19 protein-coding genes are annotated in these 16,737 nt (G+C 67.5%); 15 read left to right on the forward strand and 4 right to left on the reverse strand.

Features of this window, described 5'->3' with window-relative positions; all coding sequences use genetic code 11:
* Positions 1-57: 57 nt before the first annotated feature.
* From ABZ260_RS28070 to ABZ260_RS28085, 4 genes are all read right to left on the reverse strand, one after another.
* The gene (locus ABZ260_RS28070; RefSeq protein ID WP_355623614.1) at positions 58-726 is read right to left on the reverse strand and encodes an MFS transporter; all 669 of its coding nucleotides are present in this window, start codon (positions 724-726) and stop codon (positions 58-60) included.
* A 238-nt stretch (positions 727-964) separates the two neighbouring features.
* A complete protein-coding gene (locus tag ABZ260_RS28075) occupies positions 965-2,176 on the reverse strand; it encodes an FAD-dependent oxidoreductase (RefSeq protein WP_355623617.1) in 1,212 nt (403 codons plus the stop codon).
* A complete protein-coding gene (locus ABZ260_RS28080) occupies positions 2,173-3,795 on the reverse strand; it encodes an FAD-dependent oxidoreductase (RefSeq protein ID WP_355623620.1) in 1,623 nt (540 codons plus the stop codon). The genes ABZ260_RS28075 and ABZ260_RS28080 overlap by 4 nt, the downstream gene beginning before the upstream one ends.
* A gap of 34 nt (positions 3,796-3,829) precedes the next feature.
* On the reverse strand, positions 3,830-5,086 hold the full coding sequence (locus ABZ260_RS28085) for a cytochrome P450 (RefSeq protein ID WP_355623623.1): 1,257 nt from the start codon (positions 5,084-5,086) through the stop codon (positions 3,830-3,832).
* Between the two features lie 131 nt (positions 5,087-5,217).
* Between ABZ260_RS28085 and ABZ260_RS28090 the strand changes: the two genes are divergently transcribed.
* The 15 genes from ABZ260_RS28090 (at position 5,218) to ABZ260_RS28160 (ending at position 16,691) form a co-directional block, all read left to right on the forward strand.
* Positions 5,218-5,409: a ferredoxin gene (locus tag ABZ260_RS28090; protein ID WP_355564168.1), complete on the forward strand. Its 192-nt coding sequence runs from the start codon at positions 5,218-5,220 to the stop codon at positions 5,407-5,409.
* Positions 5,410-5,411: 2 nt separating this feature from the next.
* Positions 5,412-5,780: an acyclic terpene utilization AtuA family protein gene (locus ABZ260_RS28095; protein WP_355623626.1), complete on the forward strand. Its 369-nt coding sequence runs from the start codon at positions 5,412-5,414 to the stop codon at positions 5,778-5,780.
* Positions 5,714-5,998, forward strand: a complete 285-nt coding sequence (locus tag ABZ260_RS28100) for a hypothetical protein (protein WP_355623660.1) — start codon at positions 5,714-5,716, stop codon at positions 5,996-5,998. Before ABZ260_RS28095 ends, ABZ260_RS28100 begins: the two co-directional genes overlap by 67 nt.
* Positions 5,995-6,585, forward strand: coding sequence for an aldehyde dehydrogenase family protein (locus tag ABZ260_RS28105; protein WP_355623629.1), 591 nt, complete (start codon positions 5,995-5,997; stop codon positions 6,583-6,585). The genes ABZ260_RS28100 and ABZ260_RS28105 overlap by 4 nt, the downstream gene beginning before the upstream one ends.
* A gap of 38 nt (positions 6,586-6,623) precedes the next feature.
* Complete coding sequence (locus ABZ260_RS28110; protein WP_355623632.1) at positions 6,624-7,823, forward strand: ABC transporter substrate-binding protein; 1,200 nt, start codon at positions 6,624-6,626, stop codon at positions 7,821-7,823.
* Between the two features lie 132 nt (positions 7,824-7,955).
* On the forward strand, positions 7,956-8,822 hold the full coding sequence (locus ABZ260_RS28115) for a branched-chain amino acid ABC transporter permease (RefSeq protein ID WP_355623654.1): 867 nt from the start codon (positions 7,956-7,958) through the stop codon (positions 8,820-8,822).
* On the forward strand, positions 8,819-9,772 hold the full coding sequence (locus ABZ260_RS28120) for a branched-chain amino acid ABC transporter permease (RefSeq protein ID WP_355623635.1): 954 nt from the start codon (positions 8,819-8,821) through the stop codon (positions 9,770-9,772). Before ABZ260_RS28115 ends, ABZ260_RS28120 begins: the two co-directional genes overlap by 4 nt.
* Positions 9,769-10,545, forward strand: a complete 777-nt coding sequence (locus ABZ260_RS28125; RefSeq protein WP_355623638.1) for an ABC transporter ATP-binding protein — start codon at positions 9,769-9,771, stop codon at positions 10,543-10,545. Before ABZ260_RS28120 ends, ABZ260_RS28125 begins: the two co-directional genes overlap by 4 nt.
* Complete coding sequence (locus ABZ260_RS28130) at positions 10,538-11,263, forward strand: ABC transporter ATP-binding protein (RefSeq protein WP_355564148.1); 726 nt, start codon at positions 10,538-10,540, stop codon at positions 11,261-11,263. Before ABZ260_RS28125 ends, ABZ260_RS28130 begins: the two co-directional genes overlap by 8 nt.
* 424 nt (positions 11,264-11,687) lie before the next feature.
* A complete protein-coding gene (locus ABZ260_RS28135; RefSeq protein ID WP_355623641.1) occupies positions 11,688-12,191 on the forward strand; it encodes a pyridoxamine 5'-phosphate oxidase family protein in 504 nt (167 codons plus the stop codon).
* A gap of 69 nt (positions 12,192-12,260) precedes the next feature.
* Positions 12,261-12,443 carry an SDR family oxidoreductase gene (locus ABZ260_RS28140; protein WP_355623657.1) on the forward strand — a complete coding sequence of 61 codons (183 nt, stop codon included), beginning with the start codon at positions 12,261-12,263 and terminating at the stop codon, positions 12,441-12,443.
* A complete protein-coding gene (locus ABZ260_RS28145; RefSeq protein WP_355564142.1) occupies positions 12,440-12,892 on the forward strand; it encodes a nuclear transport factor 2 family protein in 453 nt (150 codons plus the stop codon). Before ABZ260_RS28140 ends, ABZ260_RS28145 begins: the two co-directional genes overlap by 4 nt.
* A gap of 232 nt (positions 12,893-13,124) precedes the next feature.
* A complete protein-coding gene (locus tag ABZ260_RS28150; RefSeq protein ID WP_355623644.1) occupies positions 13,125-13,919 on the forward strand; it encodes an SDR family NAD(P)-dependent oxidoreductase in 795 nt (264 codons plus the stop codon).
* A gap of 64 nt (positions 13,920-13,983) precedes the next feature.
* Positions 13,984-15,036, forward strand: a complete 1,053-nt coding sequence (locus tag ABZ260_RS28155; RefSeq protein WP_355623647.1) for an LLM class flavin-dependent oxidoreductase — start codon at positions 13,984-13,986, stop codon at positions 15,034-15,036.
* Between the two features lie 11 nt (positions 15,037-15,047).
* Positions 15,048-16,691: an AMP-binding protein gene (locus ABZ260_RS28160; RefSeq protein ID WP_355623651.1), complete on the forward strand. Its 1,644-nt coding sequence runs from the start codon at positions 15,048-15,050 to the stop codon at positions 16,689-16,691.
* The last annotated feature ends 46 nt before the right edge of the window (positions 16,692-16,737 follow it).

Below are 16,737 nucleotides of genomic sequence, written 5' to 3' on the forward strand. Positions count from 1 at the left end.
TGCCCGTCCACTCGACCTTGACGTCGTAGGTATGCGTGGTCGCCATAGGTTCAGAGCTTAAAGGACTCGGAAAACACGCTCTCTGCTCATGGGCACCGATGAGAAGAGGGTCACCCACCAGGCCGTGGTCGATCGCCACGGAAGGCGATGGTCGACCACGGTGCTGCCGGGCCTCGGCCCACCGCCGGCCGGGAGGCGCCGCAGCCGGGGAAGCAGAGCCGCCCACGCGACAGCGGCCAGCGCGGCGAACACCCCCCATACGGCCAGTGCGGGGCGCCAGCCGCCCAGCCAGGTGACCGACGGAACGGCGATCCACGCCGCGGCGGCGACTCCGAGGGCCAGCCCGGTCGAGTAGATCCCGGTGGTCAGGCCTGTGATCCGGGGGAGGTGATGGGCGATGAGGCCGGGTACCAGGGCGGAGATCGCGCCCATGGCGATCCCGGTGACCGCCACGGAGGCGAGAAGCACCGCCGTGGCGGCCGCGGCCAGGCGCATCAGGCCGCCGACCGAGAGCAGCCCCATGAACACGGCGATGGTGACCTCTGAGCCGTACCTCGCAGCGAAGCGTTGACCAAGTGGTGCCGACAAGCCCATGAAGATCACACCGAGGGAGGTCAGCATTCCCTGCATGGACCCGGACAGGTCGAGATCGACGGAGATCTCACCGAGAAGCGGGGGGACCGAACCCAGCGCCGCGCGGAGGTTGAGGCCAATGACGCCGATCATGACGACCATGAGCCAGACGGGGATCGTCGCGGAGGATCCCCGAGGGGACGGTCGCGCTGTCAAGCGTGACGTACGCGACTCTGTCATGCACAAGTCATATCAGATAGCTGATATTCATGCATATAGATATTTGTCTCTGTCGTGCCGCGATCGTCGTGCGGACGCCGACGGGAACCGTTACTTCGGCGCTGCCGGCTCGCGGGGCGCGAGGACCTGGCCTGGGGCATGTCGGGGTCGGTCACGTGACGGCGATCGCACGTGCATCGAGCAGTTGCGTGCGGTAGGCCAGGAGTCGCCGGACGAGACCGATCAGGGCCACCCCGACGAGCCGGCCGTCCACGTGGTAGCCGATCGCGCACTCGCCGGTCGGCTCCCCTTCGAGGACCCGCACATCCTCAAGGCCGAGGCCGGGCATCCCCAGTGACTGGATCCGAGTCCCGTACTGGTCGGTCCAGAACGTCGGGAGCGGTGTGAACGCGGTGCCGGAAGGCGGGTCCAGGGCGATCTTGGCAAGCAGGCTGCGGGCCGCGTGGCCCGCGGTCTCGGTCGGCCAGCTCCAGTGCTCGACCCGCTGAGGCTCGGCGCCGAACAGCGGGTTGGGGAAGTTGGCGACGTCGCCGACGGCCACGACATCGCGCACCGGGCCGTCCGGGCCCAGCGGGTGCAGGTGGACGTCACACGTGATCCCGTTGTCGAGGGCGAGGCCGTTGCCCTCGAGCCAGGCGACGTTCGGAGCCGAGCCGACGGCCTCGACCACCACATCGGCCGGCAGGGCCGACGAGTCGTCGAGGAATATCGTGTCCGGCCGATCGTCGCGACCGGTCATGGCGGCGACCGACCGTCCCAGATGGAACGTGACGCCGTGCTCCTCGTGCCTGCGCCGGATCTCCGAGCCGACGAGCTCACCGAGGGAACGCACGAGGGGGGTGGCGAGTGGATCCACCACGTGGACCTCACATCCCAGCTGTGCGGCGGTGGCTGCGACCTCGGTGCCGACGAAGCCGGCACCGAGGACGGCGACCCGTGCTCCCGGCCTGAGTTCCTCGCGCAGTGCGGTCGCGTCCTCGAGGGTTCGGATGACGTGACGCCAGGCCAGAGGCGCATCGAGCGGGAGTCGCCTCGGGCCCACCCCGGTGGCCGCGACGAGTCCGCGGTAGGCGAGCGTCTCCCCGTCGTCCAGTGTCACGGTGCGGTTTACCAGGTCGGCGCCGGTGACCGTCCGGCCCAGTCGCCACTCGACATCCGCCGTCGACGGCTTCTGCCGGAATATCAGTTTCGCGGCATCGACGCCCGCGCGGAGTGCGTCCTTGGTCAGCGGGGGGCGGTTGTAGGGCGGGTGGGCCTCGGCGCCGATGACGACGATGAGACCCGTGTCGCCGGCCGCGCGGAGCTGCTCGGCGACGCGAAGTCCTGCGAGGCCGGCGCCGACCACCACGATGGGCACGCTCATCTGTCACTCCCCGCGGCCGCACGGCCTGCGCGGTAGCCGAAGACCAGGGCCGGTCCGAGTGTGCCGCCGGCTCCTCCGTAGACCATGCCGGTCGGTGCGGCCATGACGTTGCCCGCGGCGAAGAGGCCCGGAATGGTCTGGCCGTCGACGTCGAGGACCGCGCCGTCGACGTCGGTTCGGGGGCCGCCCTTGGTCCCGAGCGTCGAAGTGAGGAGTTCCACGGCGTAGTAGGGCCCCTGGTCGAGCGGGCCGAGGGTGGCCATCACGCCGGGATACCGGGCGCGATCACCACACCAGCCGTCGTAGGCGCTGTCGCCGCGGTTGAAGTCGTCGTCGTGCCCTGCGGCGACCAGCTTGTTCCAGCGGGTGACCGTGGCCTCAAGGGCAGGGGCGGGAACACCGATCCTGCCGGCGAGATCGGCGAGGTCCTCGCCCCGGGTGACCCACTCCGGGGCGAGCCCGCCCGCCGGGACGCCGAAGCCGCCGTAGGCGTCAACGAACCCCTGGTCGAAGACCAGCCAACATGGCTGGTTCACGTAGTCGAACGAGGCGGGGTCGAACGTGTGGAAGGCTCCGCCGAGAGCGTTGTAGTTGGCGGCCTCGTTCGTGAACCGCCGCCCCTTGCGGTTGATCATGATCGAGCGGGGGAGGGTCCGCTCACGGAGTACGAGGAGTACGTTGTTCCCGCCGTCAGGGCGCCCTCCCGGCAGCTGGGCGACAGGGACCCACCACGCCTCGCGCATGTTGCCCAGCCGGGCTCCCAGGCGCATCGCCATCCTCAACCCGTCTCCGGTGTTGGTCGGCACGCCGGCCGGCCTCCGCATCGGCCCTCGCAGGAAGTCACGGACGAGTTCGTCGTCGTACTCGAACCCGCCGGTCGCGAGGATGACGGCCTTGGCGTACACCTCCACCCGGCCCTCGGCCGTCTGCAACTCGACGCCGATCACCTTTTCCCCGTCGGCCAGCAGCCGGGTCGCCCGCGCTCCGGTCACCGGCTCAACCCCGTGATCCAGGCAGCCCTTGAGCAGGGACCCGACCAGGGCCCGGCCCAGGCCTTCGATCGCATGGGATCGCCGTTCGGCGTCGACCTCGGCCGCGAGGATGCCGGTCCCGCCGCCGATGGGGGTCTCGGTGACGTTCATCGGCCGGGTGGTTCCGATCATCCGCTCCCCCCAGCCCTCGATCTGGTCGAACGAGAACAGCTCCGGCTCGAGCGAGCGACCGCCGAGCGGTTTCCCGCCGGCGTGCTCGGGGTGATAGTCGGGGAAGCCTGGGACGAGACGGAGCTTCAGGGGGGTCGAACTCTCGAGCCACGTGATCAACTCGCTGCCGCCGTCGACGAAGGCCTCGGCGAGCTCCGGCAGGATCATGCCGTGCGAGAGGGCGTCGAGGTAGGCCAGGGCCTCCTCGCGAGAGTCGACGACGCCGGCTTCGGCCGCGTACTTGTTCGCGGGTATCCACACGACGCCGCTGGACAGGGCCGTCGTGCCTCCGATCAGGTCTCCCTTCTCGAACAGGCCCACGGTCGCACCGGAGTCCGCCGCGGCAAGGGCTGCGACGAGGCCGGTCGCGCCGGTGCCAAGGACCACGACGTCGTACGTAACCCGTTTGAAGCTCACTGTCATGCCTCCTGGCAGTCGTTTCGTCTCGGATTCAGCGCGCGACGTTGGGTACCTCAGCGTCACGGAGCCGCCGCTCGCCGGGGGTGAACGTGGCCGGGATCCTTTGCCAGCCCGTGTTGGTGCCCTGGTGCGGGTAGGCCTCGAGGGCGTCGAGGTCCACCACGTAGTCGCCCATCCGGGTGAGAATCTGGCTCAGCAGTTCCTTGGCCATGGCGCGACCGAGGTTCGAGCCCGCGCAGCGGTGGATGCCGATGCCGAACGCGGTGTGGCGGTTCGGCCAGCGCTCGATGTCCACCGCGTCCGGGTCCTCGAACTGAGCGGGGTCGCGGTTCGCCGAGGCCCACGAAAGCAGGACGCGATCGCCCTTCTGCATCGGGCAGCCGAGGAACTCGGTGTCGTCGGTCACCGTACGGGCGAGTGCCTGGGTCGGGGAGAAGAAGCGGAGGAACTCCTCGATCGCCTTGTCGAGCAGCGTCGGGTCGTCGATCAGACGCTGCCGCACCTCCGGGTTCCGGTAGAGCCAGACCACGGTGTTGCTGACGAGAGAGGCGGTCGTGCCGACCCCACCGGCCAGCAGCAGATCGACCATGTCGAACACCTCCTCGTCGGTGACCGGCCGGTCGTCGACCTGCTGCTGGACGAGGTAGCTGATGATGTCGTCCGTCGGGTTCTCGCGCCGGGCGCGAATGATGTCGCGCGTCTTGCCCGCCAGGTAGGGGAAGTCGACCTCGACCGCATGCCTGTACTTCGCGCTGCCCGGGACGGCGGCCAAGGCGGCGTGGTGGGCGGAGGCGTAACGAGTCCAGTCGGAGACCTCGAGGCCGAGCCAGTCGACGGTCACGATGGAGGGGACACCGATGACCTCGGCCATGTCGCACTCACCGGACTCGATGATCTCGTCGATGAACCACGTCACGTAGTGGGTGACCAGCTCCTGCATGCGCTCGACGGCCGCCGGTGCGGTGATCGGGTTGATGAGCTTGCGCCACTTGCGGAAGTTCGGCGGGTCGATCTCGATCGGGATGTGGAAGGGCATCGGGGTCTTGGGGATGACCACGGAAAGCCCCTCCCCGCCGTAGCTGTTCCGCTCGGACGAGAAGGTCGCGTCATCGCGGGCGGCCTCGAAGACCGCCTTATAGTCCGACAGGATCCAGTAACCGCCATGCGCCTCGGACCAGGCGATCGGGTGAGCCTCGCGCAACCGCTGGTACGAGCCGACCGGGTCGGTGGAGTGCTCGTCGGAGTTGTGGTCAAAACGGACCACCGGGCAACGGCCTGCTTCGGTCATCGCGTATCGCCTCTCAGGGGTGTCAAATTATCTGATTATGGTTATACTGAATCCGTCTGATGTCAATGCGTTCGCGACTTTCGGGCCGTGTTGCTTCCCGGTCGGAGCGCCAGGACCTAGGAGGACCCCCCATGAAGGTGCATGTCAACGAAGATCGCTGCCAGGGGCACGGCCTGTGTCGGCTGAGCGCGCCCGACATCTTCCTCGCCCGTGAGGAGGACGGTCACGCCTACGTCAAGGACGAGACCGTGCCCGCGGGTAAGGAGGAGGAGGCTCGGCTCGCGGCGGACAGTTGCCCCGAGCTCGCCATTGAGAGCGACTGAGCATGCCGAGGTCGCAGCCCGTTCGGTCGCCGGGCCGCTCCCTGAGCATAGGTGCCGGGTCGGCCTACGCAAATGACCGGCCGGCGGCGGCGATGGCCGAGAGCGGGCATGTCTCCTACACCGGATTCGACTGCCTCGCCGAGCGCACCATGGCGCTGGCGCACGTACGTCGACGCCGGGACGGTGCGACAGGCCAGGACGAGCGCATTGGGTCGCTCGTCCCGGTCCTGCGCTCCTGTCTGGCGGGAGGGGGCAAGGTCGTCGGCAACCTCGGTGCCGCCAACCCCGCCGTGCGGAGGAGATCGTGTGTACCCGCCTCGGTGCCTTCGCCGGAGACGTCGACGACATCCGGATCGACCTCCAGGGTCTGAACTCGCTCTTCGGGGACCGCGACGGATCCGCCCACCCGGAGGAGGTCCGTCTCCGCCTCGCCGTGCGCACACCATCCGAGGAGTGCGCGCGAGCCGTGTGGCCCACGAGGTCGGGCTTCTGTACTTCGGCCCTGCCGGGGGCGGCGGCGCTCGCGGCGACTCCGGCCTACGTGCCACGTGAGCCGGTCACGCTCGAGACCGAGTCGGTGGTGTCATGAAGTTGCGTGAGATCGCTTACGGCCGCTCGGGTGACAAGGGCGACATCGGTAACAGGCGCATCGCCGGACTGCTTGCGGAGTACGAGGAGGAGCCGGCCCGGCTTGTCGTCGCCGAGGCGGGCTCGCCGATCTCGTTGGCGCGTACCCTCCAGGCCCGTACTCCATCTGTCAACTCCCGATGGGAGGCCGACGCCGCCGAGAATCCGCCCACCCAGGAGGCGCCGGTCCGCTCGAAGAGCGTCCTGCTGCGCCGTCCCATCGGTGTCGTCACGACGATCACCCCGTACGACCACCCGATCAACATGATCGCGTGGAAGGCCGGTCGTCCCCATGCCTTCCCCGCGCGGGACCTGACGGACATCCCGGCGGCCCGGCTCGACCCTGTTCCATTCGGTGGCTACCGGAGCGCGTTGCGGCCACGCGTGCGCGTTCCTCGAGCCGTCACGCCAGGTGGAGCGAGCCGTGCCGCCTGTTGCGGTGACGTTACGTGTCGGCGACCGCCCGATGACGTCACAGCTCGGGAACCGTTCGCAGAAGTCCTTTACAGGGATTGCGCAGGCGGCCTAGGTTGGACCCCAACATGCTAATCATGTGCATGATATTCATACCCTGAATGGAGTGTCGGATGGACGGAAACGCGTTCCGACGTCAGCGTCGCGGTGCCGTGCAGTCGGTGTTGGTGGTTGGCTCGCTGCTCGCGCTTGCAGCGTGTGGTGGGGGTGCGGACGACGGAGCCGCGGCCACCAAGGGTAGTGGTGGCCTGCCCGCCACCATCACTGTCGTCTCAACGAATCCGACGACGGGTGTGGTGGCGTTCGCCGGGTCCTCCGCGAACAAGGGCTACGAGCTCGCGGTAAAGGAGATCAACGACTCCAAGTTCCTGGGAGACACCACGATCCAGCTGAAGTTCGTCGACACCAAGACCGAGCCGCAGACGGCTGCGAAGGAGGCGACGTCGGCGATTGCCGACAAGTCGGTCTCCGCCATCTTCGGTTCGGTCTCGAGCAACGAGGCCGTGGCGCAGGCTCCCCTCGCCCAGAAGAGCGGACTCCCGGTCATCTTCACCCAGGCGGGCAGCGACGGTGTCATCGTCGGCGACTACACCTACCGGGCCACCCCACTGATGCGTGAGTACTACCCGATCCTCAAGAAGTACATCCAGGAGAAGGGCTACAAGTCCGTCGGGATCATCTACACGCAGGCGACCCCGACGCTGTCGAACATCGGGAGCGAGACCCTTCCGGCGATGGCGAAGGAACTGGGCATCACGGTGACCGGCAGCGTCGGGACCCAGGCGACGACGCAGGACTTCACCGCTCCGATCTCCCAGATCCTCAAGGGCAAGCCGGACGTCGTGTCGGTCCTCCTGATCGGCGCGCAGAACGCGACGGCCATGAAGCAGCTTCGGCAGGCCGGGTACACCGGGGACGTCCTGGGCAACTCCGGTGCGAGCGCCGGAGGCCTCAAGCCGGCCGGGCCCGACGGGGCGGGCATGGTCTGGCCGGTCGACTTCAACCACCAGATGAGCTCCGAGTCGAGCCAGAAGTTCGTGAAGGCATACCAGGCGGCCAGCGGTGAGACGCCGTTGAACTACGCGGCCGAAGCGTACGACGCCGCCTGGTTCCTGGCGAAGTCCATCAAGCAGGCCAACAGTGCGGACCGCTCCGCCATCAAGGACGCCATGGCGACCGTGGCCGCGCAGCCGTTCGACGGTGCGCTCGGCGAGGGCCTGACGTGGAAGAACCGGGACCTTCAGGTGCCAGGTGTCGTGATCCGCTGGAACGGCACCGGCGAGGACCTGCTCTACGAGGCGACCCTGAAGTAGGTCCGGCTAACGCCCGACACCAACTGAGGACAATCGGTACGGGGTGGGATACACGACGCAAGCCGTGCTTCCCACCCATGTCCATGACACTTATGAAAGGAGGGGCGAGCCTTGCAGGACCTGATCGGCGCCTTGGGCCTGGCATCCATTTACTTGTTGTTCGCCCTTGGGATGAACCTCACGTGGGGGACCATCGACATCCTCAATTTCTCCCACGGGTCGATCTTCATGTTTTCGGCGTTCAGCGCACACCTGATCCTCCAGCAGTGGGCGTTGCCACTTCCCCTGGTCATCCTCATCGGCATCGCCGTCGGGGCGGTGTTCTCACTGCTGGTCCAAGTGGTGGCCTTCGAACAGATTCTGAAGCGGGCCAAGGATCGGAAGTCCGCCGAGATGCAGATGCTCATCGGCGGCATCGGTGTGGCGATCATTCCCCTGGTGATCGCTCAGCACTATACCAAGAGCAACCCGTTCGGGTTCGAGGCGTCCTCGTTCGAGGTCACCAAGCTGACGTTCGGCGGCCTGTGGGTCACCGACATCCAGCTCCTCACCATACTGCTGGCGCTGACCCTCGGACTGGGCACGGCATGGTGGCTCCGCCGTTCACGACAGGGCCTGGCGCTGCGGTCGATCGGCGTGGACCCGGAAGTCGCCTCACTCATGGGAGTCGACCGGCGGCGGCTCGCGCTCGGAGCGATGGCCGTCTCCGGTGGTCTGGCCGGCCTGGCAGGCATCCTCCTGACCTACAGCTTGGGAGCCCTCACCCCGGAGAGCGGTGACACCCTCCTCATCAAGGCCTTCGCCTGCATCGTGCTCGGCGGTGTGGGAAGCACCATCGGCGTGGTCGCCGGGTCGCTGGTCCTGGCGTTCGCCGAGACCTTCGTGCTGACCCAGACCAGCGGGCTCTGGGTCGAAGCCGTGTCCTTCGGCTTGATCTTCCTCGTCCTCATGCTTCGCCCCTCGGGGATCTTCGGCCGGAAGGAGGTCCGGCGCACATGACCGACTTCTATGACGCGAACGTGGTGCTGATCCAGGCGACCTTTGTCGGTCTCGTCCTTGCGCTGAGCGTCCAGGTGCCGCTTCGCATGGGCGTGTTCTCGTTCGCCGGTGCGGGCTCGTACGGCATCGGTGCCTACCTGGCGGGTATCCTCACGCTCCGCATGGAAATGCCCGGCATGATGGTCGTCATCGTGGCCGCCCTGGTGACCGCCGTCATCGGCCTGCTGCTGGGACTGCTCATCTCGCGACTGGCCGGACTCTACCTCGCGATGGCCACGGTGGCGTTCGACCTCATCATCTCCGTGCTGGCCGTCAACGGCGGTGACCTTACCGGTGGACCCACGGGTCTCTTCGGCGTCCTCAGCGACTTCGGCACGCCACACCTCGTGATCATCACCCTCGTGGTCCTCGGCCTCGTCGCCCTCTCCGAGGTCGGTCGCACCGGCCGCCGGGTCGACGCGGTGCGCGACGACCCCGAGCTGGCGGCTTCGACGGGCATCAGCGTCAGGCGGTATCGCCTGGTCGGCTTCGTCGTGAGCGGTGCCCTCGGCGGCATCGCCGGTGCGATGAACATGCTGCTGCGAAGCACGGTCAGCCCGGAGAGCATCGGGTTCGGCCTCATCGTCCTGGCCCTCACCATGATCATCATTGGCGGTGCGCGCTCCTGGAAGGGCGCGGTCCTCGGCGCAGTGATCTTCACGTGGCTTCCCGAGTTGCTCGACGTGGTCGGGGAGTGGCAGGAGCTGATCTACGGGATCATCGTCGCCCTCGCCGCGATCTTCCTGCCCCGGGGGATCCACGGCCTGATCGTCAACACCAGGCGGAGCCTGCAGCGCCGCAGGCGCGACCATGGGCAGGCCGTGGAGGTGCCCGGCGATGACGACTCGGACGACGAGTCGCCGGCGCCCGAGAGACTTGCGCGGAAGTCGGAAGTGGAGTCGACCTCATGAGTACCCAGGTGCCAGTGCTTGAGGTGCGCGATGTGGCCGTGCACTTCGGTGGGGTGAAGGCCGTCGACGGGCTGTCCCTCAAACTCCTGCCGGGCAGGATCTACGGAATCATCGGTCCCAACGGGTCGGGCAAGAGCACGCTCCTCGGCGCGCTGACCCGGCTGACCCCGCTCACCCGTGGAGAGATGTACTTCGACGACGTCGAGTACCACCGTGTTCCTGCCTCAGAGGTGGCCCGGCGACGCGTCGCCAGGACGTTCCAGACCGTGCGGCTACTGCCTGACCTCACGGTCCGTGACAACATCCAGCTCGGAGCGGACGCGCGTTCCGGGGCATCCGAGGAGAGGCCCGGGTTCTTCGATCGGCTGTTCGGCCGGGGCCGGTCGCCCGCGGTCGCCGACGCGATCGCACGAACGCAACTCCAGGGGTTCGAGGAGCACTATCCCTCGGAGATGTCCTACGGAACACAGCGCCGGGTGGAGATCGCGCGGGCCATCGCGATGGACCCCAGGCTGCTCCTTCTCGACGAGCCCACCGCGGGGATGAACCAGAAGGAGCGCGCGGAGATCTCGGGCCTTCTCAGGAGCCTGCGTTCCGAAGGACTCTGCCAGTTGCTCGTGGAGCATGACGTGCAGATGATGATCGACACCTGCGACTACGTGTTCGCGATGAACTACGGTCGGCTCATCGCCGAGGGCACGCCCGAGGCCGTCGTGCAGAACCCGCAGGTGCAGGAGGCGTATCTCGGAAAGAAGTGGCGAGAGCATGCTTGAGATCAGCGACATTCAGGTCAGCTACGGCAAGGTTGAAGCCGTTCGCGGTGTCAGCCTGTTGGTCAAACCCGGGAAGGTCACCCTGGTGCTGGGCGCCAACGGCGCCGGGAAGAGCACGACCCTGAAGGCCATCGCGGGCCTGGAGAAGCCGCATGCGGGCACGATCCGGCTTGACGGCCGTGACATCACGGGGTTGCCTCCTCACAAGATCGTCCGTCGCGGCATCGCACTCGTCCCGGAGGGCCGGCGTGTCTTCAGCCCGTTGATGATCCACGAGAACCTGCGGATGGGCGCCTATGTGGCGCCAAGGAACAGCTACGGCGAGACGCTCGCCAAGGTTTACGAGATGTTCCCGATCCTCAAGGAGCGCAGCCACTCGGCGGCCGGTCTGCTGAGCGGGGGCGAGCAGCAGATGCTCGCCTTCGGGCGGGCGCTGATGTCCCAGCCCAAGGTCATGCTCATGGACGAACCGTCCATGGGGCTCGCGCCCGCAATCGTGGACTCCATCCTCGCCAAGGTGCGGACGATGGCCGACTCCGGCATCGGTATTCTCATGGTCGAGCAGAACGCCGAGGCCGGCCTGGAGGTTGCCGACGACGTCGTCGCCATCGCGCGGGGTGAGGTGGTCTTCACAGGTCCGGCGGCGAGCGCCCGGGACAACGCCGCAGTGCTACGGGCGTTCCTTGGAGAGGCCGCACTGGTCGGTCATGGCGACTGAACGTCCCGATGATGTCGGTTCCTGGGGCGCCGGCCGAAGGGGCGGGAGTCCCGGGTAACCGTCTCGTTGAGTGTCTGGGGGAACCGCCGGCGCCTGGCATGGCTCTGGTAGGCGTCGATGTGCTCTCGCGTCCGGGCCGCCGCGGCTTCTGGGGCCCGCTCCTCGAACTTCCTCGGTCGTCCGGGTGGCCGCGGGACCGCGGTCCTTTGACCCAGGGCGAACGATCGCCGTCAAAGGCCGGCGTGATCTGCTGCCCCGCACCGGAATGCGGACGCTTTTCGCGGGCGGCGGATCGGCCTGGACCGATGCCCCCGGATTCCTCGTCGGTGCCGACGTCGCCGGCCTGCCCGTGGAACGGGGCCTCTTGACGGATTAATTATGACTACGAATATCATGGTTCATCCGCATCGAGAAGGGGATACACATGGGCAGGGTCGGAGTTGACGATCTTGAGGCGTTGCAGTCTCTCAAGACGGGCCGGGCGGAGCAGGGAGAACTGCTCGAGAAGCAGACCGAGTGCACCTTTGTCTTCGCCAACGAGCACGGCTGGCCGAGTGGCGTGATCATGAGCTTCTTCGTGGAGGACGGGACCTTCTGGCTCACCGCCGTGGAGAGCCGTCCGCACGCCCGTGCCCTGGCCGCTGATCCGCGCGTGACGATTGTCGTGTCGAACTCGGGGACCGGTACCCCCGGACGCCAGATGCTCGCCATCCGCGGGGTCGCCACCGTGCATCGGGACGCGAAGACCAAGGAGTGGTTCTTCGAGAAGTTCACCACCAGGATGCAGCCGGAGGACCCGGCGGCGTTCACCCGACTTCTCGACAGCCCCAATCGGGTGGTGTTCGAGGTCCGCTCGGTGGCCACCGCGGTCAGTCACGACTCGCGCAAGATGCCGGGGAACGGTCGTGGAGGTAAGCGCGCTGAGTAGTCCCTGTCCCGTTCGAGTTCTCCGGCACGCTTTTCCAGCAGGAGGGGAGTCCCAGTGGGCAATCACCTCATGGCCGTCCTCGGCGGGAGTGCGACCGTCGGTACGGCGACGAGCGCGGGATCGAGACGATCGACAAGCCGGCCGGCCACTCCGGAGGAGATCGCCGGTGTGGTCGCCTTTCTCTCCAGTGACGACGCAGGCTTCGTCGCTGGTGTCACCATCCCCATCGACGGAGGGCTGACCGCCAAATGACCGATCACAACGCTGAGACCACCGCCCGCGCCGTGCGGCTCTACAACGTCTACGCGCGAGCCGTTGACGAGGGTGACCTCGACACCCTGCGGAAGATCGCCACGGACGACATCAGGATGACCCGCGCCGCGGCACCCCCGATCGAGGGGATGGAACCCTTCCTTGATGTCTACCGCGCGCAGAACGCCTCGGTGACCGAGGTGTGCAAGCACGTCGTGACCAATGTCACCGCCGACCGACTCGACGACGGCACGATCCAGACGCACGCGTACTTCCAGGCGACGATGTTCGACCCGACGGAGACACGGATCATCGTCGGGTACTACGACGACGTCCACGTCGAGGACGGTGAAGAGCACAGGCTCGCTCACAAGAAGATCACCGTCGAGCGCTTCCTCACCCTGCCCAAGGCCGCCTCGGGCTACGTCCCCGTCGGGACGTCCGAGTAGCCCGCTCCGGGCGGTGCCACGCCCGAGGTGACCTCGACCTCCGCGCGGGACACGCCCGTCGCCTCCGCGGTGACGGGCGACCGCCGGTCGCCTCGGCTCGTCGGTGCCCACGTGAAAGGCGAGGGGAGTCTAGGCTTATCATTGTCATGAATCGACGGCGGTGTTACGGTCGTCACAACGTTTGCACGGGATGGTCGGCGGGGGTCCCGTCCTGGACTTGGAAGGCGCGCTAATGACAGGTGTCACTGCTGTCGAGCAGGTCGTGGACGGAACAGCCGAGCCCGGGCCCGTCGGGGTCGTGGTGACCGGCGCCGCGCGCGGGCTCGGGAAGGCGGTCGCCGAGGCGTTCGCCGGGGAGGGGGCGGCCGTGGTCGCGGTCGACCTGCATGAGAGCGTTCAGGACGTCGCCGGGGAACTCGGGGAGGGGCACCGCGCCGTCGTCGGCGACGTCGGGGATCCTTCGGTGCTCGAGCAGGCATTCCGCCTCGCCGCCGAGATCGGGGGTGGGCTCGCGACGCTCGTCCTCAACGCGGGGGTCACCTCGCCGGGGGAGACGGCGGACTTCCCGGTCGAGGAGTGGGACCGTGTGCTGTCGGTCAACCTTCGTGCCGCCTTCACGGGGGCAAAGGCCGCCTACCCGCATCTCGGCCCCGGATCGAGCATCGTTATGGTGTCGTCCATCTGCGCCTCCCTCGGCTTCGGTGCCCGCGCCGCGTACTGCGCCTCGAAGTCGGGGATCGACGGTCTCGTGCGGGCGCTCGCCGTCGAGTGGGCACCGGCCGGCGTGCGGGTCAACGCCGTCGCGCCGGGCACCATCGCGACGGAGATGCAGGCTGCCATGGTCGCGAGCGGGCGCATCTCGAACGAGGGCTACGTCGCGCGGATCCCCATGGGGAGGGTCGGGAAGCCGTCCGAGATCGCCGACGCGGTGGTCTACCTCGCTTCGCCCCGCGCGAGCTATATCACCGGAGTCGTGTTGCCGGTCGACGGAGGCTGGGCCAACGCCGGCCTGCCTCCCAACGCGTGAAGACGGCACCCGAGATCCGAAGGCAGCATTCCACTCCAAGCAGTGTTTCCAGAGAGGCTTAGTCATGGTCCAGGTCGGTCTTCTGCTCAGTGATGTGCCCAAGACGGTCTCGCCGGCCCAGCAGTTCAAGGACGTTCTCCGTATCGTCGAAGCCGCCCAGAACAGCGGCTTCACCTACATCGCGATCGGCCAGCATTTTCTCTACGGCGAGTTGCGCTGGCTGCAGCCGGTGCCGCTGCTGGCCCGCCTCGCGGCCGAGGTCGATCCGCACGTGCGTCTCGTCACGCAGATCATGATCGCGCCGCTCTACCACCCGGTGATGCTGGCCGAGGAGATCGCCACCCTCGATGTCGTCACCGAGGGACGCCTGATCTTCGGGGCGGGGCTCGGTTACCGGCCCGAGGAGTTCGACTATCTCGATGTGCCTTACAAGCAGCGTGCGGGACGGTTCGACGAGTCCCTCGAGCTGATGAAGAAGCTATGGACCCAGGACACCGTCAATCACCACGGCAAGTACTGGACTCTCGAGGACGTGCATCCTCACCTGTTCCCGGTCCAGGACCCGCACCCGCCGATCTGGATCGGGGCCCACGCCATCCCCGGCGTGCGGCGGGCGGCCAAGTACGGCGACGCCTACGCCTGCCCTCCGGAGACACCGAAGCACGAGGTGGCTGAGCGGTACGCGATCGTGCGTGACGGTTTCCTGGAACGCGGCAAGGAGTTCGGCCCGCAGCCGTTGCGCCGCAACTGCCTGGTCGCGGACACCCGTCAGGAGGCGATGGTGGAGTACGCGAGGGTGGCCCAGGGACGCTACCTGACCTACGCGCAGAAGGGGTTGGACGTCATGCAGGACACCGACCTTGAGAACGACTTCTTCAAGGCGGTGTCCGGTCACGCCGTCATCGGCTCACCGGACGACGTGGTGGCCCAGCTGACCGACCTTGTCGAGACACTCCCGGTCGACCCGCTGCTGCTGCGTCCGCAGTGGCCGTCGATGGACGCCGATGAGACCATCGCGTCGATCACCAGGCTCGGCCGCGAAGTGGTCCCCGCCATGAGGGCGATCACACCGCGCACCGACATCGCCGAGTCCGTGTTCACGGAGGCCCACAGGTGAGCCGCCGGCCGATGGTTTACACCGATCTTGTACCGACCTTCCCCGATCCGGAGACGTGGACGTTGAGTCACGTCCTGCGCCATCACGCCAAGCTGCGCCCGGAGTCGGTCTGTCTCGAAACCCCCGAGGAGAATGCCGGCTGGACCTACGCCGAGGCGCTGTCCAGTGCGGAGCGGATCGCCGGAGCGCTGATCACCGCCGGAGCCTCCCAGGGGGATCGGGTCGTCATCATGGCGGTCAACTCCTCGCAGCTGGTCCGCAGCTGGTGGGGGACCGCCGTCGGCGGACTGGTCGAGGTGCCGATCAACACCAACTACGAAGGTGAGTTCCTGCGCCACCAGCTCGGCGTTGTGCGGGCGCGGTTCGCGATCATCGACGACACCTTCGCCGAGCGGATCGTGGCCATCGCCGAGCACGCGCGGGGGATCGAGGAATTCTGGGTCATCGACACGGGTTCGGGCGCCCGGGACACCGCGATCGGCCTGCTCCGGGAGAACGGCTGGAAGGCCGCACCGTGGGAGGACCTCGAAGAGGGCCCGGTGCTGGATCTGCCGACTCCCAGGGCACAGGACCTCGGCGCGATCTTCTTCACCTCCGGCACCACAGGTCCGTCGAAGGGCGTGGCGATGCCGAACTCCCAGCTGTACTTCTTCGGCCAGGAGGTGGTCTGCCTCACCCGGCTCACGGCTGAGGACACCTACCTCACGACGACCCCGCTCTTCCACGGCAACGCGCAGTTCATGGCGGTGTTCCCGGTGATCATCGCCGGTGGGCGGGCAGTGGTGCGGCCCAAGTTCAGTGCGAGCCGGTGGATCGACCACGTGCGTGACTCGAAGGTCACCGTGACGAACTTCGTCGGCGTGATGATGGACTTCGCCTGGAAGCAGCCGCCTCGCGAGAACGATCTGGACAACCGGCTGCGCTGCGTGTACGCCGCGCCCACGGCGAGCACGATCGTCAAGCAGTTCAAGGAGCGGTACGGGATCGAGGCGTTCGTCGACGCCTTCGGGCTCACCGAGACCTCGGCGCCGATTCTCTCGCCCTACGGAGTGGAGCGGCCCCCCGGTGCGGCGGGGCTCCAGGCCGCGGACTGGTTCGACATCCGGCTGGTCGACCCTGAGACCGATCGGGAGGTTCCGGTCGGCGAGGTCGGAGAACTCGTCGTCCGCCCCGTGCATCCGTGGACCTGCAGCAACGGCTACTACGGGATGCCGGAGAAGACCGTCGAGGCATGGCGGAACCTCTGGTTCCACACCGGTGACGCCCTGCGCAAGGACGAGGACGGGTGGTTCTACTTCGTCGACCGTTACAAGGACGCGCTGCGGCGGCGTGGCGAGAACATCAGCTCCTACGAGGTCGAGCAGGCCGTGCTCGGCCACCCGGCCGTCGTGGAGTGCGCCGTCCTGGGCGTGCCCGCCGACGTCGAGGCCGGGGAGGACGAGGTCCTCGCGGTCATCGTCGTCTCGGAGCCGGTGTCCCCGGAGGAGATCCTCGCGTGGTGTGAGGGCAGGGTACCCGCCTTCGCCATCCCCCGTTTCGTCCGGGTGGTCGAGCGGCTTCCCAAGACCCCGTCCGAGAAGGTGCGCAAGGCGGCCCTGCGTGAGGACGGCATCACCTCCGACACCTACGACCGGACCAAGCTCTCCGCACGCTGACGGAGACCGGAACAGAGAAGGGCGAGCACAGGTGGACTTCACCATC

Source organism: Streptosporangium sp. NPDC006013, assembly GCF_040614275.1.
Taxonomy (GTDB): Bacteria; Actinomycetota; Actinomycetes; order Streptosporangiales; family Streptosporangiaceae; genus Streptosporangium.